The sequence below is a fragment of the Nitrospirillum iridis genome (genome assembly GCF_014205765.1).
Taxonomy (GTDB): domain Bacteria; phylum Pseudomonadota; class Alphaproteobacteria; order Azospirillales; family Azospirillaceae; genus Nitrospirillum; species Nitrospirillum iridis.
Map to the genome: position 1 here is coordinate 269,328 of NZ_JACIIZ010000009.1, position 21,289 is coordinate 290,616.

The following is a 21,289-nucleotide window of genomic DNA, read 5'->3' on the forward strand; positions in this document are numbered from 1 at the left end:
CTGGCGGCGGGTTCTTTCGGTCATTTTCACCAACGATCCCGCCTTGGTCCCGCGCATGCCGGCAGGGTAGGGTAAGGCCCGTCAGCATCAGTGGGCCGCGGGCGGCAATGTCGCCCGCGGCGCTTCAAAGAAAGACGGGACATGGTGGCAGCGCGTCCGGAGGACGATGGATCCGGCTGGGAATTCTGGGTGGATCGCGGCGGCACCTTCACCGACGTGGTGGCCCGCCGGCCGGATGGCCGGTTGCTGACCGCCAAGCTGCTGTCCGAAAACCCGGAACACTATGCCGACGCCGCCGTGGCCGGCATCGGCCGGCTGCTGGCCGACAACGTCGATTTCCCCGCCGACATCGATGCCGTGAAGATCGGCACCACCGTCGCCACCAACGCCCTGCTGGAGCGTAAGGGCGAACCGCTGGTGCTGGCCATCACCCGGGGCCATGCCGATGCGTTGCGTATTGGCTATCAGGCGCGCCCCCGCCTGTTCGACCGCCACATCCGCCTGGCCGATGCCCTCTACAGCCGCGTGGTGGAGGTGGTGGAGCGGGTGGACGCCGAAGGCGCCATCCTGACCCCGCTGGACGAGGACGCCACCCGCCGCGACCTGCGGGCGGCCTATGACGCCGGGTTCCGCGCCGTCGCCATCGTGCTGATGCACGGCTACCGCTTCGACGCGCATGAGCTGCGGGTGGCGGCCATCGCCCGGGCCATCGGCTACACCCAGGTGTCGGTCAGCCATGAGACCGGCCGCCTGATCAAGCTGGTGCGCCGGGGCGATACCACGGTGGTGGACGCCTATCTGTCGCCGGTGCTGCGCCGCTATGTCGGCCAGGTGTCCGGCGCGTTGCATGAGAACAAGGGGGACGCCCGGCTGCTGTTCATGCAGTCCAACGGCGGGTTGGTCGATGCCCGGGTGTTCCAGGGCAAGGACGCCGTGCTGTCCGGCCCCGCCGGCGGCATCGTCGGCATGGTCAGCACGGCGGTGGAGGCCGGGTTCGACCGGGTCATCGGCTTCGATATGGGCGGCACCTCCACCGACGTCTCGCACTACGCCGGCACGTACGAGCGCACGTACGAGACCATGGTGGCCGGCGTGCGCCTGTGCGCGCCCATGATGAACATCCACACCGTGGCTGCCGGTGGCGGCAGCGTCTGCTCCTTCGATGGCGCCCGCTTCCGCGTCGGTCCGGACTCGGCCGGCGCCGTGCCCGGGCCTGCCTGCTATCGCCGGGGCGGGCCGCTAGCCGTCACCGACTGCAACCTGATGCTGGGCAAGATCCAGCCGGCCTTCTTCCCCCATGTCTTCGGCGCCGGCGCCGACCAGCCGCTGGACCTGGGCGCTGTCGAGGCCCGCTTTGCCGCGCTGGCCGACCAGGTCAGGGCGGCGACGGGTGAGGTGCGCACGCCGCACCAGCTGGCGGAAGGCTTCATCACCATCGCGGTGGAGAAGATGGCCAAGGCCATCAAGGAAATCTCCGTCCAGCGCGGCTATGACGTGGCGCAATACACGTTGGCCTGCTTCGGTGGTGCCGGGGGGCAGCACGCCTGCCTGGTGGCCGATGCGCTGGGCATGAGGCGGGTGATGATCCACCCCCTCGCCGGCGTCCTGTCGGCCTATGGCATGGGCCTGGCCGACCTGCGCGTCATCCGCGACCGCACGGTGGAACAGCCACTGTCGGCCAGCCTGGACTTGGCGGGTCCGGCCGAGACGCTGGCGCAAGAGGCGCGCGCCGCCCTGGCCGCGCAGGAGGTGCCGGTGGCGGGCGTGGCGGTGGAACTGACCGCCCGTTTGAAATACGCTGGCACCGACACCAGCCTGACCGTGCCCTTCGGTGATGCCTTGGCGCTGGCCGAGGCCTTCGCCGAGGCGCACCAGCGCCGCTTCGGCTTCACCGCGCCGGGCAAGACCGTGGTGGTCGAGGCCCTGGCCGCCGAGGCCATCGGGCGCCCGGCCCGGGGGGCGGCCCTCTCGGCGGGCATCGCCGGCGCCGCCGGCGCCCTCCCGCCCCTGGCGACCGTGCCCACCTATATGGCGGGCGCCGTGGCCGACACCCCGGTCTATGATCGCGCCCACCTGGCGCCGGGGCACGAGGTCGATGGCCCGGCCCTGATCCGCGAGGCCACGGCCACCACGGTGATCGAGCCCGGCTGGCGCGCCCGGGTGGACGGCCACGCCAACTTGGTCCTGGAACGGGTGGTGGCGCTGGCGCCCCGTACCGCCATCGGCACCACGGTGGATCCGGTGATGCTGGAGGTCTTCAACAACCTGTTCATGGCGGTGGCGGAGCAGATGGGCTACGCCCTGCAGAACACCGCCTACTCGGTCAACATCAAGGAGCGGCTGGATTTCTCCTGCGCCCTGTTCGACCGGAACGGCGGCCTGATCGCCAACGCCCCGCACATGCCCGTCCACCTGGGCTCCATGGGTGACAGCGTGCGCGCGATCGTGGAGGCGCGGGCGCGCGACGGCCGGGGCATGCGGCCCGGCGACGTCTACATGCTGAACGCGCCCTACAATGGCGGCACCCACCTGCCCGACGTCACCGTGGTCATGCCGGTGTTCGACACCGATGGCAGCCTGCTGGTCTTCGTCGCCGCGCGCGGCCACCAAGGTGACATCGGTGGCATCACCCCCGGTTCCATGCCGCCCAACAGCCGCACCGTTGAAGACGAGGGCGTCCTGATCGACAATTTCCTGCTGGTGGAAGGCGGGCGGTTCCGGGAGGCGGAGACCCGGGCCCTGCTGGCCGGCGGCCGTTACCCCGCCCGCAATCCCGACCAGAACATCGGCGACCTGCGCGCCCAGGTGGCCGCCTGCGCCAAGGGGGCGGACGAGATGGCGGCCATGGTGCGACAGTTCGGCCGCGCCGTGGTCGAGGCCTACATGGCCCACATGCAGGACAACGCCGAGGAGGCGGTGCGGCGGGTCATCGACGTTTTGCGCGACGGCGCCTTCACCTATGAGATGGACAACGGCGCCGTCATCCAGGTGGCCGTCACCGTCGATCGCGCCGCCCGTCAGGCGGTGGTGGACTTCACCGGTACCAGCGCGCAATTGGAAACCAACTTCAACGCGCCGCTGTCCGTCTGCCGCGCCGCCGTGCTCTATGTCTTCCGCACCCTGGTGGATGATGAGATCCCGATGAACGAGGGCTGCCTCAAGCCCATCGTGCTGAAGGTGCCGGCCGGTTGCCTGCTGAATCCGGCCTATCCGGCGGCGGTGGTGGCCGGCAATGTGGAAACCAGCCAGGTGGTGGTGGATGCCCTGTACGGCGCCCTGGGCGTCATGGCCGGCGCCCAGGGCACCATGAACAACTTCACCTTCGGCGATGATGCCCGCCAGTATTACGAGACCATTTGCGGCGGGTCCGGTGCCGGACCCGATTTCGACGGCACCAGTGCGGTGCAGACCCACATGACCAACAGCCGCCTCACTGATCCCGAGGTGATGGAGGTGCGCTATCCCGTGCTGGTGGAACGCTTCGCCATCCGCCGGGGCTCCGGCGGGGCGGGGCGCCACCGGGGCGGGGACGGGGTGGAGCGCCTGATCCGCTTCCGCGCCCCCATGACCGCCGCCATCCTCTCCAACCGCCGCCGCGTGCCGCCATTCGGCCTCGCCGGTGGTGACCCCGGGGCGCAGGGCGTGACGGAGGTGCACCGCGCCGACGGCGGCGTCCAGGTGCTGGCCGCCACCGATACGGTGGAGATGAACCCGGGCGACGCCATCCTGGTGAAGACACCGGGTGGCGGGGGCTTCGGCCCGGTGGGCGAGGGCGGCGCCTGATGCTCAGCCTGGTCGGCATCGCCATTGTCGCCGCCGGTTTCGCCGCCCGCCTGAACCCGCTCTTGGTCGCGGTGGCGGCGGCCTTCGGCACTGGTCTGGCGGCCGGCATGGGCGTCCTTGAAATCGTGTCGGCCTTCGGCCGGCTGTTCAACGGCAACCGCTATATCTGCCTGGTCTATCTTTTCCTGCCCCTGATCGGCTTGCTGGAACGGCTGGGCATCCAGGTGCAGGCCCAGCGCCTGATCGGCGGGCTGAAAGCCGCCACGGTGGGCCGCACCTACCTGGTGTTCTTCGTCCTGCGCCAGGTATTGGCCGCCCTGGGCGCCAAGGATCTCAGCGGCCATGCCCAGATGGTGCGCCCCGTCCTGGCCCCGATGGGCGAGGCCGTGGCGGCGGAGACGCTGGGCCGTCCCCTGGCGCCTGAGGAACGGACCTTGGTCCGCGCCCACGCGGCGGCGGCTGAGAACATCGCCCTGTTCTTCAGCGAGGATATCTTCGTCGCCATCGGCTCCGTCATCCTGATCAAGGGCTATCTGGCGGCCAACGGCATCGAGGTCAGCCCGCTGGACGTGTCGGTCTGGGCCATCCCCACCGCCCTGGTCGCCGTCGTCGTCCATGGCGCCCGCCTGCTGTTGCTGGACCGCCGCCTGATGGCCGCCAAGGGGGGACGGTCATGATCGGCATCACCCTGGCCTACGACCTGGCCGGCCTGATGTTCGCCGCCGCCGCCTGGCGCGCGGCGCGGGATGCTGGCAACCCCCGGCGCCTGGGTGCTGGCCTGTTCTGGGCCCTGCTGGCGCTCAGCTTCCTGGCCGGCGACCATCTGGGGGACCTGGGCAACGGCGTTCTGGTGCTGGCGCTGGCGGCCCTGGGCGGCTTCGGGCTGATGGGCCGGGGGACGGAGGCGGAGGCGCCGCGGGCGGAGCGTGAAGCCCAGGCCCGGCGCTGGGGCTACTGGCTGTTCCCGCTGCTGTTCCTGCCGCCGGTGGTGGCGCTTGCCGGTACCCTCTGGGGACCGGATCTCACCTGGGGTGGCCGGCCGCTGGTGGATCCCCGGCAGGGCACGCTGATCTGGCTGTCCCTCGGCATCGTCGCCGTGCTGGTGGTGGCCATCATCCTCACCCGCCAGCGTGCGGCCGCGCCCCTGCGCGACGCCCGGCGCCTGTTGGAGCTGGTGGGGTGGGCCGTCATTCTGCCCCAGGTGCTGGCGGCGTTGGGTGGGCTCTTCGCCCTGGCCAAGGTGGGTGACGCCGTGGCCGTGCTGGTGGGCCAATACCTGACCCTGGACCACCGCTTCCCCCTGGTCTGCGCCTATACCGGGGGCATGGCCCTGCTGACCGCCCTGATGGGCAACGCGTTTGCGGCCTTCCCGGTCATGACCTCGGGCATCGCCCTGCCGCTGCTGGTGGGGCGCTTCGGCGGCGACCCGGCCGTCATCTCCGCCATCGGCATGCTGTCGGGCTTCTGCGGCACGCTGATGACACCCATGGCCGCCAACTTCAACATTGTGCCGGCGGCCCTGCTGGAACTGCCCGACCGCAACGCCGTCATCCGGGTGCAGGTGCCGACCGCCCTGCTGGTCCTGGCGGCCAACACCCTGCTGATCCAAGTCCTGGGGTTTCCCAAATGACCGAGTCCCTTCACGCCGGAATCTTCCCCGGCCTTGACGAGTCCCATGCCGTCCGCTTCGCCGAGATCGCCCTGGGCCACGTCACCCGCGAATATCCCAACGTCATCACCCACACCCTGAATGGGCCGGCGGACGCGCGGACGCCACGGGACATGCACCCCATCTTCTTCGGCAGCCTGGACTGGCATTCCTGCGTGCACGGCCATTGGCTGCTGGCCCGCATCCTGCGGCTTTACCCGGACAGCGCGGTGGCGGGCCGCATCCGGGCCTTGTTCGCCGACAGCTACACGCCGGAAAAGGTCGCTGGCGAGCTGGCCTATTTCCAGCGGCCCAACACCGGCACGTTCGAGCGGCCCTATGGCTGGGCCTGGTATCTGCTGTTGGCCGCTGAACTGCGCCGCACCGGCATGGGGGCGGTGGGTGTGGCCTGGGCCGCCGCGCTGGCGCCCCTGACGGCGGAGATCGTGGGGCGGCTTAAGGACTATTTGCCCAAGGCCACCTACCCCGTGCGCACCGGCCTGCATATCAACACCGCCTTCGCCCTGACCCTGGCCATGGCCTATGCCCGACGCCGGGGGGATGAGGGCCTGGCGGATCTGATCACCCATACCGCCCGCGCCTGGCATGGTGACGATGCCGATGCCCAGGTGTGGGAACCGTCGGGCACCGACTTCCTGTCCCCGGTGCTGACCTCCGCCGCCTGCATGGCCGCCGTTTTGCCCCGGGACGAGTTCCGTGCCTGGTTCGCCCGCCTGCTGCCCGGCGTGGCGGCCGGAATGCCCGAGACGCTGTTCATCCCCGCCACGGTCAGCGATCGCAGCGACGGCACCATCGCCCACCTGGACGGCCTGAACCTCAGCCGCGCCTGGTGCTGGCGCGCCATCGCCGCCCAGCTGGATCCGGACGATCCGGCCACCGCGCAGGCGCTGGCTGCGGCTGAAACGCATCTGGCCGACGCCTTGCCGCACCTGGGCGGGGACTATATGGGCGAACATTGGCTGGCCAGCTTCGCGGTGCTGGCGGTGGACGGGGTGTGAGGGGGCGGACCATGGCGGACAGGATCATTTTGCTGGACGGCGGCATGGGCCGCGAATTGCAGCGCATGGGGGCGCCCTTCCGCCAGCCGGAATGGTCGGCCCTGGCGCTGATCGAGGCGCCGGATTATGTGGGCCGCGCCCACGCCGCCTTCCTGGAGGCGGGCGCCGACATCGTCACCACCAACAGCTACGCCCTGGTGCCCTTCCACATTGGGGAGGCGCGTTTCGCCCGTGAGGCGCGGGACTTGGCGTCCCTCGCCGGCCGGCTGGCGAGGCAGGCGGCCGATGCGAAGGCCGGCGCCCGCGTCGCGGGTTCCCTGCCACCGCTGTTCGGATCCTATCAGGCGCGCCTGTTCGACGCGGCGCGGGCCCAGGATCTGTTGGCGCCGCTGGTGCAGGGTCTCGGTCCCCATGTCGACCTGTGGCTGGCGGAGACGCAAAGCGCCGTGGCCGAGGTGCGCGCCGTGCGCGCGGCCCTGGGCGCCGACGCCCGGCCGCTGTGGCTGTCCTTCACCCTGGAGGATGAGGCCGCCGACGCCACGACCGCCCCGCGACTGCGCGGGGGGGAGGCCGTGGCGGCGGCCACGACGGCGGCGCTGGAGCTGGGGGCGGCCGGCCTGCTGTTCAACTGCAGCCAGCCCGAGGTCATGGGGCCAGCGCTGGCCGCGGCCCAGGGGGCGGCCGGCGTGGCGCCCCTGCCGCTGGGCGTCTACGCCAACGCCTTCCCGCCGCAGCCCAAGAATGCGGCGGCCAACGATGGCCTGGACGAGTTGCGGGCCGATCTGACGCCCGCCACCTATCTGGATTGGGCGCGACGCTGGGTGGACGCGGGCGCCACCATCGTCGGCGGGTGCTGCGGCATCGGCCCCGATCATATCCGCGCCCTGGCTGGCGCCCTGCGGTGAGCGGGATGGCCGGCCCAGCCGGGCGCCGCCTGGTGGGCGGCACGGCGCCATGGGCCTTCATCCTCATCTGGTCCACGGGCTTCCTGGTGGCGCGGGCGGTGGTGCCCTACGCCGATGTGCAGCTGTTCCTGGTGGCGCGCTTTGCCTTGACGGCGGCGGTCTTCACCGGTGCCGCGCTGTCCATGGGGGTCGCCTGGCCCCGGGGCCGGCGGGTGGGGTTGCACCTGCTCGCCGGCGCCTTGATGCAGGGCGTCTATCTGGGCTTTTCCTACTGGGCCATCGCCCAGGGACTGGCGGCCGGCATCATGGCGCTGCTGGGCGCCTTGCAGCCTCTGTTCACCGCCCTGATCACCACCTGCGTGTTCGGTCAGCGGCAAAGCGCCCGTGCCTGGGCGGGCCTGGGCATCGGCTTCGCTGGTGTGGCCTGCGTGCTGGCGCCCAAGCTCGCCCTGCACGCGACCGACCCTGGGGCTGGCCCCGGGGCCGGCGGCCTTCCCCCGCTGGGGGCGGTCCTGGCCCTGTTCAGCGTGCTGGGCGTCACTGTCGGTACCCTGCTGCAGAAATCGTCCCTGGCGGGCGACGATCTGCGCCCGGCCGGCGTGTTGCAGAACCTGGGCGCCACCGCCGTGGTGGTCGTCCTGTTCCTGGCCGTCGGCACGCCGCATTGGGATCCGCACCCGGTGCTGTGGACGGCGCTGGCCTGGTCCGCCCTGGGGCCGTCGGTCATTGGTGTGTCGCTGCTGGTATGGATGGTGCGCCATGGCGGGGCGACCAAGGCCACGGCGCTGATCCTGCTGGTCCCGCCCCTGGCGGCGGTGGAGGCCTTCGCCATGTTCGGGGAGACGCTGACGCCGCTGCAACTGGCGGGCTTCGCCTTGGCGCTGGGCGGCGTCAGCCTGACGCGGCGGGGGTGACCGGGCGGGCGCCGGTCAGGGCCTTAGCCCCTGCAGCCAGTTGATCACCGCCGCTTCCAGCGCGATGCGGTGATCGGACCAGCCGTGGTCGGTGGCGGCGTGGCCGGTTGTGATCTTGGCGCCGCCGTGGGCGCGGATGCCGGCCACCAGGGCGTCGGTGTGGCTGGCCAGACCATCGTCGGAGGTCAGGGCCAGCAGGGGCGTGGCCGTCAGGCTGGGGGCCAGCGGCCCGGTGGCGAAGGCGTCGGCATGGGTCTCCAGGTCCTTGGCCATGCTTTCGGCGGTGACACCGGCCAGGGCCTCGCGGTTGTCATCCGTCAGGGCCACCAGCTTGTCATGCGGCAGGTGGGCGACGACACCCATGTCGCCCATGGAAACCAGGATCAGGCCGGCCAGCTTGCCGTCCTTGGCCGCGGCCTGGGTGGCGGCCCAGGCGCCCATGCTGTGCCCGGCGATGACCAGGTGCTGGGTGTCGATGCCCAGGTCCTGCGCGTGGGCGGGGTCGCGCAAATAGGCCAGGGCGGCGATCGCGTCCTCCGGATTGTTGGCGAAGCGGAAGCTGCCCGGGCTGCCCCAGGAACCCCGGTAGTTCATGGTCACCACGTTCCAGCCGGCGCGGCGCACCGCCTGGGCCAGATCCAGGTTCTTCTCGTTGCCGGGCAGGCCGTGCAGCAGCAGCAGGGTGGGGTGGGGGCCGGCGCCCGCCGCCAGATAGGCCACGCCGTTGATCTCCACCGGGTGGCCGCTGCGGGCGCCCGTGGGAATATGCAGCACCGCCATGCGGGCGGGATGCTGGGGGTCGGGGGCGGGGTCGGCGCCGATGGCCGCCGGGATGGTCTGCGTCGTCAGATCCACCGTGCCGGCGGGCGCTTTCGCCCAAGCGGGCGGGCACAGGGCGATGGCCGCCGCCAGGGCGGCGATGGCGAAGGGATGCCGACGCATGGTTGTTGAAGTCCCCCGATGTTTCCTCCGCATATCCTGGCGTATCGCGGGGCGGCGGGGAATCAGGAACTTCGGTTCCGAATCGCGGACAAAAAAGAAGCCGGGGCGACGCGCGCCCCGGCTTGGGGAGATAAGACCCTGGGAACGGGAGGGTTCTCACAGGGCCATCGGGTAACCCCTGCCGGACCATGAGCGGGCCTCTGCAGGACTTGCCAGATGCGATGTGCCGGCAGGGCCGGCGAAACTCGGGCGATGGTGAAAACCGGAGGTGGACCGGCGCTGGCCGGACCGGCGAACCCCGGAGGGATCGCGGCATCTTCGGGGGTTCCGTCCCATCGTGGTCGATCGATCCCGTAGGACCGTTCGCTTGGGATAAATAATATTTATGTCCCATTCGGTCGTCAAGCGACTTTTGTTAGCGGTAACAAATTTAAATGGCGTTACATGAAACCGGGTCCACCGGCCGGATGAGGTGGCGGACGCCTACTTGGGTAGGCAACGGCCGCCGGGCGATGGCGGCGCCTGTGCCAATTTTCGCCAACCGGCCCGCCCGGATATGGGTATTCGCGCACAGCCAGGGCGCGCACTTGCGCCTTTATCACCTGGCCGCCCCCCCGGATACTGACGCCCTTCGCCGCCCCCACCCCAGCGCCCCGGGCCAGTGCCCCGGGGGCGCCGCCTTTCCCGCTGGCTTCCCAGGCGGGGGAGGGGAAGGATGGGGAGGCGAAGCATGATTGAACAGGAGCGATCGTTCCCATGAGCACCGATACCCAGACCCTGACCCCCTGCCTGGATCCGTACGCCCTCGCGGCCGAGCTGTCGGGCCGGCACCTGATCGGCGGTCGGCTGGTGGCGGCCGCCTCGGGCAAGACGTTCGATGTCGTCAATCCGGCCAAGGGTGAGGTCATGGGGCGTGCCGCCTATGGCGAGACGGCGGACGTGGATGCCGCCGTGGCCGCCGCCGTGCAGGCCGGCCTGGCGTGGAAGGCGCTGCCGGCGCGGGAACGGGGGCGCCTGGTCGCGGAATGCGGTCGCCTGCTGACGGCGCATACCGAGGAGTTGGCCCGCCTGGTGGCGCTGGAGACGGGCAAGGCCCTGCGCACCGAAAGCCGGGTCGAGGCCGGGGTGCTGGCCGACGCCTTCACCTTCTTCGGCGGCCTGGGCGGCGAGTTGAAGGGCGAGACCGTGCCCTTCAATCCCCAGATCCTGACGCTGACGGTGCGCGAGCCGCTGGGCGTGGTCGGCGCCATCATCCCCTGGAACGTGCCCATGATGCTGATGGCGCTGAAGATCGCGCCGGCGCTGGTGGCGGGTAACACCGTGGTGGTGAAGTCGGCGGAGGAGGCGCCGTTCGCCGTGCTGCGCGCCTGCCAGATCATGGCCCGGGTGCTGCCCGCCGGCGTGCTGAACATCCTATCCGGCTTCGGTCCCGAGTGCGGCGCGCCGTTGGTGGCACATCCCAAGGTGGCCAAGGTCACCTTCACCGGCTCGGTCGAGACCGGCCGCATCGTCAGCCGGGCCGCCGCCGACAAGCTGATCCCCGTGACCTTGGAACTGGGCGGCAAGAGCCCGATGATCGTCATGGGCGATGCCGACCTCGATCGCGCGGTGGCGGGCGCCATCACCGGCATGCGCTTCACCCGCCAGGGGCAGAGCTGCACCGCCGCCAGCCGCATCTTCGTGCATGACAGCCTGCATGACGCCTTCGTCGCCGCGCTGAAGGCCAAGGTGGACGCCATGGTCATGGGCGACCCGCTGGATGAGAAGACGGACATCGGCACCATCGTCTCACCGCAGCAGTTCGACCGGGTGCGGGGCTACATCGCCGAGGGCAAGCGCACGGCCGGCGCCACGGCGCACGAATGCTCGGCCCTGCCCACCGATCCGGCCCTGGCCCAGGGCCTCTATGTCCGCCCGGTCATCTTCACCGGCATGACCAATGACAGCCGGCTGGCGCGGGAGGAGATTTTCGGCCCCGTCACCTGCGTCATCCGCTTCACGGACTATGAGGATGTGATCAATCAGGCCAACGACAGCGAATTCGGCTTGGCCGCCACCATCTGGACCAGGGATCTCAAGACGGCGCTGGACGCCACCCATCGCTTGCAGGCCGGCCTGGTGCAGGTGAACCAGAATCTGGTGGTGCAGCCCAACCTGTCCTACGGCGGCGTCAAGTCCTCCGGCCTGGGTAAGGAGGCGACCCTGGAGGCCATGCTGGAGCACTTCACCCACAAGAAGACCATCATGCTGAACATGGCGTGACCCAGGCTGATCCAAGAACAAGAACCGGGAGGAAATGACCATGGACTTCGGCTTGACGGAGGAGCAGGCGGCGTTCCGCGACATGGCGCGGGGCTTCGCCGCCGAGCACCTGGCGCCCCACGCCGCCGAGTGGGATGAGAAGGAGATCTTCCCCCTCGACGCCCTGCGCGCGGCGGCGGCCCTGGGCATGGGCGGCCTCTATTGCGGGGAGGAGCATGGCGGCTCCGGCCTGACCCGCCTGGACGCCGCACTGCTGTTCGAGGAACTGTCGGCCGGCTGTGTCGCCACCGCCGCCTTCCTGTCCATCCACAACATGGCGGCCTGGATGATCGATCGTTTCGGTAACGATACGGTTAGGGCGCGCTACCTGCCCGGCCTCATGACCATGGATCTGGTGGCCAGCTATTGCCTGACGGAGCCGGGCTCCGGCTCCGACGCTGCGGCCTTGCGCACCAAGGCGGTGCGCGAGGGCGACCACTATGTGCTGAACGGGTCCAAGGCCTTCATCTCCGGTGCCGGCATATCGGACCTGTACGTCGTCATGGTGCGCACCGGCGGGCCCGGCCCCAAGGGCATCTCGGCCTTGGTGGTGGAGAAGGGGACGCCGGGCCTCAGCTTCGGCAAGAAGGAAAAGAAGATGGGCTGGAACTGCCAGCCCACGGCCCAGGTGATCTTCGAGGACGCCCGCGTCCCGGTGGACAACCGGCTGGGGGAGGAGGGGGCGGGCTTCGGCATCGCCATGAAGGGCCTGGACGGCGGCCGCATCAACATCGCCTCCTGCTCGCTGGGTGGCGCCCGCGCCTGCCTGGAGCTCGCCACCCGCTATATGGGCGAGCGCGAGGCCTTCGGCCGCAAGCTGGCGGATTTCCAGGCCCTGCAATTCCGCCTGGCCGACATGGCGACGGAGTTGGAGGCCGCGCGGCTGATGGTGCATCGCGCCGCCGCCGCCCTGGATGCGGGCGACGCGGAGGCCACCACCTGGTGCGCCATGGCCAAGCGCTTCGCCACCGACGTCGGATTCCAGGTCTGTAACGAGGCGCTGCAACTGCATGGCGGCTACGGCTATATCCGCGAATACCCGCTGGAACGCTTCGTCCGCGACGTCCGGGTGCACCAGATCCTGGAAGGCACCAATGAGATCATGCGCCTGATCATCGCCCGCCGCCTGCTGGCCAAGGTCTGGAAATAATCATTACGGGAGAGAAACGATATGAGCCGTATCGCGTTCATCGGTTTGGGCAACATGGGCCTGCCCATGGCCCGCAACCTGCTGAAGGCAGGGCACACCGTCGTCGGCTTCGATCTGGCGCCGCAGTCGCTGGCGGCCCTGGCCGAGGCCGGCGGCACCATCGCTGGTTCGGTCGGCGACGCCGCCCAGGGGGCGGAGGTGGTGGTGACCATGCTGCCCGCCGGCCGGCATGTGCGGAGCGTCTATGAGGATGCGGGCAACGTGTTCGACAATGCCGTCCCGGGTGCGCTGCTGATCGACAGTTCCACCATCGATGTCGACAGCGCCCGCGCCGTGGCCGCCGCCGCCGCCGGCCGTGGCTTCGTCCTGGTGGACGCCCCGGTCTCCGGCGGCACCGGTGGTGCCGCCGCCGGCACGCTCACCTTCATGGTCGGCGGCACGGATGAGGCGGTGGAGCGGGCGCGCCCTTACCTGGCGCAGATGGGCAAGACCGTGGTGCACACCGGTGGCCCCGGCACCGGCCAGGCGGCCAAGATCTGCAACAACATGATCCTGGGCATCTCCATGATCGCCGTGTCGGAGGCCTTCACCCTGGCCGACAAGCTGGGGCTGGACCGGCAGAAGCTGTTCGACGTCAGCTCCACCTCATCGGGCCAGTGCTGGTCCTTGACCACCTACTGCCCCGTCCCCGGCCCCGTGCCGACCTCCCCCGCCAACCGCGATTACGCGCCGGGCTTCGCCGTCGACATGATGCTGAAGGACCTGAAGCTGGCCCAGGCCGCCGCTGCGTCCAGCGGTGCGGCCACGCCGCTCGGCGCCAACGCCGCCGCGCTGTATGCGCTGTTCTCCGCCGCCGGCAATGGCCACCTGGACTTCTCGGCCATCGTCAAGATGCTGGGTGGCGGCAAATGACAGGGTCCCGGCGGCACCGCGCCAGGTGCCGCCGGGTGCCGTTCATCGCTGGCGCAGGGCGCTCAATTCAGGGATCCGCGTCTGGGAATAGGCATAGTCTTCGGGGATGCCGATGTCGATGAAATCACCGCGCACGGGGACGGCGGCAACCGCCAACTCCGCCAGGCGCGGCTGCAGGAAGTCGGTCTCGATGGAGAATCGGTCCGGCAGGGACCAGCGGTCCAGCAAGGCCCGCCGGAACAGATAGGCGCCGGCGTTGACGGCACCCGGGCGCCCGGGCGCCTTTTCCCGGAAACCGGCCAGCCGGCCGCCCGCGATGTCGACCAAGCCGTAGCGGCCACAGTCGGCGACGTGACAGACGGCCATGGCCATGTCGGTGGCCGGGTCGGCCAGGGCGTCCTCCATGGCGGCGGCCGGCAGGTCGAAGTAGGTGTCGCCATTCAGCGCGAAGAAGGTGTCGCCCTCGACCAGCCGGGCGGCTTGCCAGATGGCCCCACCGGTGCCCAGGGCGGTCTCCTCCACGGCATAGCGGATGGCCATGCCGGCGAAGCTGTCGCCGTACATGGCCGTCACCTTGTCGTGCATGTAGCCCACGGCCAGCACGATCCGGGAGAAGCCTTGGTCGGCCAGCTGTTCCAGCTGCCAGGTGAGGAAGGGCCGGCCGGCCACCTCGGCCAGCGACTTGGGAAGATCGCTGACCACGGCCCGCAGGCGGGTGCCGAGGCCACCCGCCAGGATCACCGCTTCACGCGTCATGCGGGGGCGCCAGTCTTGGGGAAGATGCGCTGCTCGATCAGGCCGCAGATCATATGGCCCAGGGCCTCGTGCCCCTCTTGGATGCGCGGCGTGTGGGTGGAGGGGATGCGCAGGCATTGGTCGCACAGCGCCAGCATGTCGCCGCCGGTGGCGCCGGTGAAGCCCACGGTCTTGACCCCCCGCTCCTTACAGGCGGTGAGCGCACGGAGGATGTTCTTGGAGCGGCCCGAGGTGGAGAGGGCGAAAAACACATCGCCTTCGCGACCCAGCGCCTCGATCTGCCGGGCGAAGCTGTAATCGTAGCCGTAGTCGTTGCCGATCGCCGTCAGGATGGACGTGTCGGTGGTCAGCGCGATGGCGGCCAGACCCGGCCGGTCATAGTTGAAGCGGCTGACCAGCTCGCCCGCCCAGTGCTGCGCGTCGGCGGCGCTGCCGCCGTTGCCGGCGAACAGGATCTTGTTGCCGGCCTGCAAGGCGGCGACGCTCAGCTCCACGACGTCGGTGACACGCTGGCACAGGTCATTGTCGGCCTGCATGGCCTGCAATACCTGGATGGTGGCCCCCAGTTCCCCCTTGATCGCCTCGATCATCACACTCTCCACGCCTTTGCCCCTTCGGAAGTGAAATAACAAGCCGCCGCCGTGCCGCCGAAGCTTTCCAATGCCCGGATCACCTTTTGCCGGCATTCAGGAGGCGCCAGGAAGAACATGAAGCCCCCGCCGCCCGCGCCCGACATCTTGCCCGCGAAAGCCCCCGCCTCCCGCGCCGCCTGGTCGACGGCATCGATGTTGGAATTGGAGATGGACTTGGCGCTGCGCTTCTTGGCCTCCCAGCCTGCCTGCAAGGCCCGACCCAGCGCCGGAATGTCGCCGCGCAACAGGTGCTCCTTCATGGCCACGGCTTCCCGCCGCAGTGCGTGCATCGCCTCGATGGACGATTGCTTGCCGCTTTCGACGTTGCTGACCTGCTCGGCGATGATGTTGGCCGATTCGCGGGAGACACCGGTAAAGTATAGCACCAACGACGATTCGAGTTCGCTGATGATCCAGTCCTTGATCCGCAGCGGGTTCACGATGACCCGGTCCTCGGCGTAGAATTCCATGAAATTGAATCCGCCGAACGTGGCGGCATACTGATCCTGCTTGCCGCCCTTCAGGCCCAGATCCTTGCGCTCGATGATATAGGCCAAGTGGGCGACGTCATATTCGCCCAGTGGCAGGGCGAAGGCTTCGACGAAGGCTTGCACCATCGTCACCACCAGGGTTGACGATGATCCCAAACCGGAGCCAGCCACCGCGTCCGAACTGGTACGCAGCCTCAGCGCGACGGGAGCACCCCCCAGGTAATCGGCGACGATGCGGTTGTAGACCGCCTTGTGCAGGTCCAGCTTGCCGTCCGGTGCCAGGTAAGGGAGGGCATCGTAGGTGGTGGTCTCATCCCGGTCCAGCGCCTCGAAGACGATCTTGCCGTCACCCGTCATTTCCAGCGTCGCATAAGAGAACTTGGAAATGGTGACATTTAAGATCGCGCCGGTGTGCAGGTCACAATACGGTGATACGTCCGTGCCACCGCCGGCTAGGCCTAAACGCAGGGGTGCGCGCGCGCGCACCAAGGTGCCAATTCTAGGCTGATGGCGAGTCGTAAACATGGTGCCCCCTTATCCACGACAGATGAATATTTCGATTCTATGGCTCTATAACGGAAAGGCAATACTATGCCGACGCTATGTGTCGGCCGCCCCTTGGAAAGAATTTACCAGACCCGTCGCTCATACCCCATCGCGATGGCAAACGCACCCGAAGAATAAACAATTCGATGCATCCGTTCTCGTCACGCATGGGGCACCGCTTGGGTGTGGGGGGCATCATCTTATCTTTCCTGACGGGCGGCCGCTCAAAAATGACTGGTATAGACAGTATGGTTGACCCCATGATAAGGGGACGATAATACGCCCAAGGATGGCGTAGGTGTTTGGCCGCCCATTATGCCAACGAGATGTAATTCGGGTGCGCTGGCCGCTCGGGTGTCAAGAAACAAATTCATTAATGTCAAAATGATTGGACTGTACTGATGGCGATCGGACAAGATTCTATTGGTTATGACATTTCCTCCGCGCAGGATTCGTCGCCGAAAATAGCGAAGTCTGATCCCGCCCGGTCGCCGTCGTCCGCCATCGGCAACAGATCGGCATTCAGATTCCCCGAGCCCAAAGCCGCCATGGAGTTCACGGGCGAGCGCTACGTGTCCGGGCTTGTGGGTGATATCCAGCACGAGCACTATCACCGATATCTTTTCGCCCTGTCCTTTTGCGCGGGCAAGGACGTGTTGGATGTCGCCAGTGGCGAGGGCTATGGCAGTTCGGTCCTGGGCCAGGTGGCGCGGACGGTCATCGGGGTTGACATCGATCAGCAGTCGGTGGATTTCGCCAATCTCAATTACCTGACGGAACGCGTGTCCTACCGCCAGGGTGACGCCGCCGCGCTGCCTATCGGCGACCAATCGGTGGACGTCGTCGTTAGTTTTGAGACGCTGGAACACTTCACGGCGCAGGAAGCGTTCCTGGCGGAGGTCAGCCGTGTGTTGCGCCCGGACGGGGTTTTGGTGATTTCATCGCCAAATCGCGACGTCTACACCGATCAGCACGATCATCACAATCCATTCCACTTCCGCGAGCTTAACCGGCAGGAACTACTCGATCTTCTTGGGTCCGTATTTCCTCAGGTCGCGCTGTTCGAACAGCGTTCGCTCTGGGGTTCGGTGATCCTGGCGGAAGAGGGGATGGCTCCCACCCAGGTCGAAGGCTTCGAAACCCGGGACGGGACGCTTTTCCGCCGCACAGTCGGTGTCCCCAGCACGCCTTACTTCATCGCGGTCGCCGCCCAGAGGGCCATGCCGCCGCTATCCCACAGCGTCATGCATTCGCCCAGCCACTTCTTCGCGCTGGACCGGGCGCGAATGGACGCTGAGGAGCAACTGGCCATTGCTCGCCAAGAGATTGCGCGGCTGGACGCGGAAAACGCCGAAATACGGCGGACTGACCAGGCCGAGATTGAACGCCTGAACACTCATATCAGCGAGACCCAACTCTCCTCAGGTGAGGAGATTGAGCGTCTGAATGCGGAGCTGTCGGCTGTTCAACAGACTGGCCAAGCGGAAATCGACCGCCTGAACACCTATATTGGTGATCTCCACGCCTCGTATCAGATGGAGCTTGGCAAGCTAAACGCCGAGGTGACGGGGCTGAGGCAGGAGGTAGAGCGGCTGCACGCTGAACTTGCCGAAACGCGTACCTCGTCCCAGGCTGAAGTCGCCGATCTAAAAGCCCGCCTCTTGGGGGGCGAGCAGGAGGTAGAGCGGCTGCACGCTGAACTTGCAGAAACGCGTGCCTCGTCCCAGGCTGAAGTCGCCGATCTAAATGCCCGCCTCTTGGGGGGCGAGGAGGAGGTCGAGCGGTTGCGCGCTGAACTTGCCGAGTCGCATGCTCGAGTATCCTACCTCGGCACTGAAATCACCGCAAAGCAGCAAGAGATTGAGCGGCTAGAGGTCGACATTGATAAGCTGCAGATATCCTCTAGCGATGAAATACAGACACTGAAGGCCGAGTTGACGGCTGTCCAGCAGGCCAGCCAGGCCGAATTTGACCGGCTAAATACTCATATCGGTGATGTCCATACGTCCTACGGTGCTGAAGTCGCGCGTCTCAACGCTGACCTGGTGACCAGCCGGCAGGAGGTGGACCTGTTGAATGGTCGCGTGGATGATGAGCGGGTGTCCCACCAGGCGGAACTGGAATCCCGGCTGATCGATATCAGGCGTCTCAGCGCTGAATTGGCGGCCAGCCAGCAGAGCAGCCAAGCGGAGATCGATCGCCTGACCGCGGAAAACGAGGAGTTGCGGCAGGCCCATCAGCACCGCGTGGCGGAGTTGGAAAGGGAGATCGACGCGGCCGCCGCCGAAGTTCGGGCGGAACGGAGCCGCAGTGCTGCGGAGGTTGACGATATCAAGCAGGTCTTGGCGGTCACGCGACGTGACAGCCAGGAGGAGGTGCGCCGGCTACAGTCGCAACTCGCGGACGCTGGAGCGGCTCGTCAGGCGATGGCCGCCCAGCTCGCCGCCGCTTGGGACGCGGAAACGCGGCGCCTCGACCAACACTATGCGGATCGCCTGGTTGAAGAGGCGCGGCTGGAAAGCGCGCTCATCGACGCCATGTCCCATGAGCGCCAAGCCGTCGCTATGGCCCAGCGGCAAATCCATGAGATGTATCGTTCAAGTTCATGGCGCCTGACCTTGCCCCTGCGACTGGTCGGTCGACTGGCGAAGGGGGACATCAAGGGGTTGAGGCGTTTGTACGCTATCAAGAGGGGGCGGCTCGGTCCGCCGCTTGGTGGCGAGACGGCATCGGCGGTGGTGTATCAGCCCGATGCGGCGCTTCAGCGGCTTGAGGCCGATTTCCTGGAGGTGCGAAGCGCTCAGCGCCACGAAATAAGCCTCCTGCATGATGAATTGGCCGATTTGGTCGAGGCTCATGCCCTGGCTCTCGCTGAGCGGGATCGCTTGCGCATGGACAATGCGGCCCTTCACGAGGCGTTGGATAAGAACGGGGACGCGTTGGCACTGCGGCAGGCTGAAGCCGCGCGTTTGCAGGATGAGAATGCCGCCGCGCTGCACACCATCGCTGTTACGCAGGCAGAAAGAGCCACTCTGAGACATGAGGTGGTCACCAAAGCTGAAGAGTTGGTGCGCCAGCAGGCTGAAATCGCCCGCTTGCAAGATGAGAACGCCGCTGCGCGGAACGCTATCGCCGCGACACAAGTGGAAACATCCGGCCTGCGACATGAGCTGGTCACCAAGGTTGATGAGGTGTCTCGTCAACAAGCTGAGGTCGCACGCCTAACTGATATGTACGCGGCCGCGCAGCAATCCCTGGCCGCCCTGAAAACTCTTGTCCATTTGTCGAGCGTGGCCGCAGGTATCCGCCTGCCGGAAGCCGTCCAGCCGCTTGTCTCCGTCATCATTCCCACCTATGGCAAGGTCGACTATACGCTGCGGTGCTTGGAATCGATCATGAGGTTCCCGGCCGCGGCGCCGATAGAGGTCATCGTCATCGATGACGCCTCGGAGGATGAAGCCCTGCCGTATCTGCGCGGCATTCCAGGGCTGCGGTTCATAGAGAATACGGAGAACCTTGGTTTCATCGGCAATTGCAACAAGGCGGCCGCGGGCGCGCGGGGCAAATTCCTGCACTTCCTCAACAACGACACCGAAGTGTTGGATGGGTGGCTGGATCCGCTGTTGCGCACGTTCGAGCTGCATCCCGATGCGGCGATCGTGGGGTCGAAGCTGATCTATCCCGATGGCCGGCTTCAGGAAGCCGGGGGCATCATCTGGAAGGATGGTTCCGGCTGGAACTATGGTCGCAATGACGACCCTTCCCTGCCCAAGTACAACTACACCCGTGAGGTCGACTATTGTTCGGGCGCGTCGATCCTGGTGGACGCGGACTTCTTTCAGGCCATGGGCGGCTTCGACCCCGCCTACACGCCTGCGTATTGCGAGGATTCCGACCTGGCGTTCAAGGCGCGGGCCGCCGGTCTTAAGGTCTATTACCAGCCCCGCTCCACCGTGATCCATTATGAAGGGGTGTCCCACGGTACCGACACGGGCTCTGGCATCAAGGCCTACCAGGTCGCCAACCAGAAGCGCCTGCTGAAGGCCTGGGGGAGCACCCTGGAGAAGGAGAATCTTCCCAACGGCGAAAACGTCTTCCGCGCCCGTGAGCGCAGTTTCGACCGTAAGATTGTCCTGGTGATCGACCACTACCTGCCCGAGCCGGATCGCGATGCAGGGTCGCGGACATTGTTCGCTTTCCTGGAAGTTCTGCGTGAAGCCGGGTACGGCGTGAAGTTCCTGCCGGAAAACGGCTACCTCAGCCCGCGATACGCTCCCCCTCTGCAGGATATGGGGATCGAGATCCTTTACGGGGGCCTATCCACGGCCGAGGGCTTCGAAGGGTGGATGGCCGAAAATGGCGCGCAGCTTCATGCCGTCCTCACCAGCCGGCCGCCGACGACCTTGAAGTACCTGCACATCGTCAAAGCCCACACAGCGGCCCGTGTCGTCTATTATGGTCACGATCTCCATTATCGCCGCCTCTCCCTGGAATATGCGCGTACCGGCGACGTTGCGGTCCACCTCGCGTCCATCCAACTGGAACTGCAGGAAAAGACCATCTGGACCCAGGTCGACTGCGCCCTCTACCCCTCGATCGACGAGGTGCATCTGGCGAACGAACAACTGCCCACGTCGACGGTTCGACTGGTGGCACCCTATATTGTCGACGCGGTCGATAGCGGTGCGCGGCCCGGTTTCGCCGACCGCTCGGGCCTGCTGTTCGTGGCGGGCTTCGCCCACACGCCCAACGTGGACGCGGCCCTTTGGCTGGTGAATGAGATCATGCCTCAGGTGTGGGCGTCCGCGCCGGACCTGACCCTGTCGCTCGTGGGGTCGCATCCCACCGCGTCGGTGCAGGCCTTGGCCTCGGATCGTGTGACGGTGACCGGGTGGGTCAGCACCGAGGAACTTCTGAGGCATTACGCTCAGGCGCGGGTGGCGGTGGTGCCGCTGCGCGTGGGGGCCGGCATCAAGTCCAAGGTGGTGGAAGCCTTGCAACATGGCCTGCCGTTGGTGACCACCTCGGTGGGTGCGCAAGGCCTGCATGGGCTGGGGGATGTCTGCACGGTCGCTGACGATGCCGCCGACATCGCGCGGGCGATCCTTGCCCTCGCCTCCGACCAGGCCGCTTGGGCGCGCCAGGCAAAGGCGCAGCCGGCCTTCGCGCAGGCCAATTTCTCCCGGGAGACCATGCGCCGGCAACTGGTGGAGGCGATCGAGGGAGCGCCGATTAGTGATGAGCCTTTGGCATGATGGCTTGACTGCGGCCATGCGCGGCTTTATCGGAA

At 67.5% G+C, this 21,289-nt stretch carries 14 protein-coding genes; 10 read left to right on the forward strand and 4 right to left on the reverse strand.

Annotated elements, in window-relative coordinates:
- Positions 1 to 141: 141 nt before the first annotated feature.
- The 6 genes from FHS74_RS17235 to FHS74_RS17260 are packed head-to-tail and all read left to right on the forward strand — an operon-like array spanning position 142 to position 8,269.
- Positions 142 to 3,783: a hydantoinase B/oxoprolinase family protein gene (locus tag FHS74_RS17235; RefSeq protein ID WP_184802766.1), complete on the forward strand. Its 3,642-nt coding sequence runs from the start codon at positions 142 to 144 to the stop codon at positions 3,781 to 3,783.
- A complete protein-coding gene (locus tag FHS74_RS17240) occupies positions 3,783 to 4,460 on the forward strand; it encodes a DUF969 domain-containing protein (RefSeq protein WP_184802768.1) in 678 nt (225 codons plus the stop codon). Before FHS74_RS17235 ends, FHS74_RS17240 begins: the two co-directional genes overlap by 1 nt.
- Positions 4,457 to 5,413, forward strand: a complete 957-nt coding sequence (locus FHS74_RS17245; protein ID WP_184802771.1) for a DUF979 domain-containing protein — start codon at positions 4,457 to 4,459, stop codon at positions 5,411 to 5,413. The genes FHS74_RS17240 and FHS74_RS17245 overlap by 4 nt, the downstream gene beginning before the upstream one ends.
- Complete coding sequence (locus tag FHS74_RS17250; RefSeq protein WP_184802773.1) at positions 5,410 to 6,450, forward strand: DUF2891 domain-containing protein; 1,041 nt, start codon at positions 5,410 to 5,412, stop codon at positions 6,448 to 6,450. The genes FHS74_RS17245 and FHS74_RS17250 overlap by 4 nt, the downstream gene beginning before the upstream one ends.
- Positions 6,451 to 6,461: 11 nt before the next feature.
- Positions 6,462 to 7,355 carry a homocysteine S-methyltransferase family protein gene (locus tag FHS74_RS17255; RefSeq protein ID WP_184802775.1) on the forward strand — a complete coding sequence of 298 codons (894 nt, stop codon included), beginning with the start codon at positions 6,462 to 6,464 and terminating at the stop codon, positions 7,353 to 7,355.
- A gap of 5 nt (positions 7,356 to 7,360) precedes the next feature.
- Positions 7,361 to 8,269: a DMT family transporter gene (locus FHS74_RS17260; protein ID WP_184802777.1), complete on the forward strand. Its 909-nt coding sequence runs from the start codon at positions 7,361 to 7,363 to the stop codon at positions 8,267 to 8,269.
- A gap of 15 nt (positions 8,270 to 8,284) precedes the next feature.
- On the opposite strand, the gene FHS74_RS17265 is transcribed toward FHS74_RS17260, so the two are convergent.
- Positions 8,285 to 9,211: an alpha/beta hydrolase family protein gene (locus tag FHS74_RS17265; protein ID WP_184802779.1), complete on the reverse strand. Its 927-nt coding sequence runs from the start codon at positions 9,209 to 9,211 to the stop codon at positions 8,285 to 8,287.
- Positions 9,212 to 9,967: 756 nt separating this feature from the next.
- Between FHS74_RS17265 and FHS74_RS17270 the strand changes: the two genes are divergently transcribed.
- Genes FHS74_RS17270 through mmsB form a run of 3 tightly spaced genes read left to right on the forward strand, consistent with a single transcriptional unit; the run spans position 9,968 to position 13,574 of the window.
- Positions 9,968 to 11,473, forward strand: a complete 1,506-nt coding sequence (locus FHS74_RS17270) for an aldehyde dehydrogenase family protein (protein WP_184802781.1) — start codon at positions 9,968 to 9,970, stop codon at positions 11,471 to 11,473.
- A gap of 40 nt (positions 11,474 to 11,513) precedes the next feature.
- The gene (locus FHS74_RS17275; protein WP_184802783.1) at positions 11,514 to 12,662 is read left to right on the forward strand and encodes an acyl-CoA dehydrogenase family protein; all 1,149 of its coding nucleotides are present in this window, start codon (positions 11,514 to 11,516) and stop codon (positions 12,660 to 12,662) included.
- 21 nt (positions 12,663 to 12,683) lie between these two features.
- Positions 12,684 to 13,574: a 3-hydroxyisobutyrate dehydrogenase gene (gene mmsB / locus FHS74_RS17280; protein WP_184802786.1), complete on the forward strand. Its 891-nt coding sequence runs from the start codon at positions 12,684 to 12,686 to the stop codon at positions 13,572 to 13,574.
- A 42-nt stretch (positions 13,575 to 13,616) separates the two neighbouring features.
- On the opposite strand, the gene FHS74_RS17285 is transcribed toward mmsB, so the two are convergent.
- Genes FHS74_RS17285 through FHS74_RS17295 form a run of 3 tightly spaced genes read right to left on the reverse strand, consistent with a single transcriptional unit; the run spans position 13,617 to position 15,978 of the window.
- The gene (locus tag FHS74_RS17285; RefSeq protein ID WP_184802788.1) at positions 13,617 to 14,330 is read right to left on the reverse strand and encodes a nucleotidyltransferase family protein; all 714 of its coding nucleotides are present in this window, start codon (positions 14,328 to 14,330) and stop codon (positions 13,617 to 13,619) included.
- Complete coding sequence (locus FHS74_RS17290; RefSeq protein ID WP_425491312.1) at positions 14,327 to 14,866, reverse strand: D-sedoheptulose-7-phosphate isomerase; 540 nt, start codon at positions 14,864 to 14,866, stop codon at positions 14,327 to 14,329. The genes FHS74_RS17285 and FHS74_RS17290 overlap by 4 nt, the downstream gene beginning before the upstream one ends.
- 53 nt (positions 14,867 to 14,919) lie before the next feature.
- Positions 14,920 to 15,978 carry a GHMP family kinase ATP-binding protein gene (locus FHS74_RS17295; protein ID WP_184802793.1) on the reverse strand — a complete coding sequence of 353 codons (1,059 nt, stop codon included), beginning with the start codon at positions 15,976 to 15,978 and terminating at the stop codon, positions 14,920 to 14,922.
- A gap of 422 nt (positions 15,979 to 16,400) precedes the next feature.
- Between FHS74_RS17295 and FHS74_RS17300 the strand changes: the two genes are divergently transcribed.
- Positions 16,401 to 21,254 (forward strand): glycosyltransferase, encoded by a 4,854-nt coding sequence (locus tag FHS74_RS17300; RefSeq protein ID WP_184802795.1) that lies wholly within the window; start codon positions 16,401 to 16,403, stop codon positions 21,252 to 21,254.
- Positions 21,255 to 21,289 lie beyond the last annotated feature (35 nt).

Coding starts and splice junctions, on each gene's coding strand:
- FHS74_RS17300 (WP_184802795.1), top strand. CDS start 16,401: ATGGCGATCGGACAAGATTCTATTGGTTATGACATTTCCTCCGCGCAG.
- FHS74_RS17260 (WP_184802777.1), top strand. CDS start 7,361: ATGGCCGGCCCAGCCGGGCGCCGCCTGGTGGGCGGCACGGCGCCATGG.
- FHS74_RS17265 (WP_184802779.1), bottom strand. CDS start 9,211: ATGCGTCGGCATCCCTTCGCCATCGCCGCCCTGGCGGCGGCCATCGCC.
- FHS74_RS17235 (WP_184802766.1), top strand. CDS start 142: ATGGTGGCAGCGCGTCCGGAGGACGATGGATCCGGCTGGGAATTCTGG.
- FHS74_RS17295 (WP_184802793.1), bottom strand. CDS start 15,978: ATGTTTACGACTCGCCATCAGCCTAGAATTGGCACCTTGGTGCGCGCG.
- FHS74_RS17250 (WP_184802773.1), top strand. CDS start 5,410: ATGACCGAGTCCCTTCACGCCGGAATCTTCCCCGGCCTTGACGAGTCC.
- FHS74_RS17275 (WP_184802783.1), top strand. CDS start 11,514: ATGGACTTCGGCTTGACGGAGGAGCAGGCGGCGTTCCGCGACATGGCG.
- FHS74_RS17255 (WP_184802775.1), top strand. CDS start 6,462: ATGGCGGACAGGATCATTTTGCTGGACGGCGGCATGGGCCGCGAATTG.
- mmsB (WP_184802786.1), top strand. CDS start 12,684: ATGAGCCGTATCGCGTTCATCGGTTTGGGCAACATGGGCCTGCCCATG.
- FHS74_RS17285 (WP_184802788.1), bottom strand. CDS start 14,330: ATGACGCGTGAAGCGGTGATCCTGGCGGGTGGCCTCGGCACCCGCCTG.
- FHS74_RS17290 (WP_425491312.1), bottom strand. CDS start 14,866: ATGCAGGCCGACAATGACCTGTGCCAGCGTGTCACCGACGTCGTGGAG.
- FHS74_RS17245 (WP_184802771.1), top strand. CDS start 4,457: ATGATCGGCATCACCCTGGCCTACGACCTGGCCGGCCTGATGTTCGCC.
- FHS74_RS17270 (WP_184802781.1), top strand. CDS start 9,968: ATGAGCACCGATACCCAGACCCTGACCCCCTGCCTGGATCCGTACGCC.
- FHS74_RS17240 (WP_184802768.1), top strand. CDS start 3,783: ATGCTCAGCCTGGTCGGCATCGCCATTGTCGCCGCCGGTTTCGCCGCC.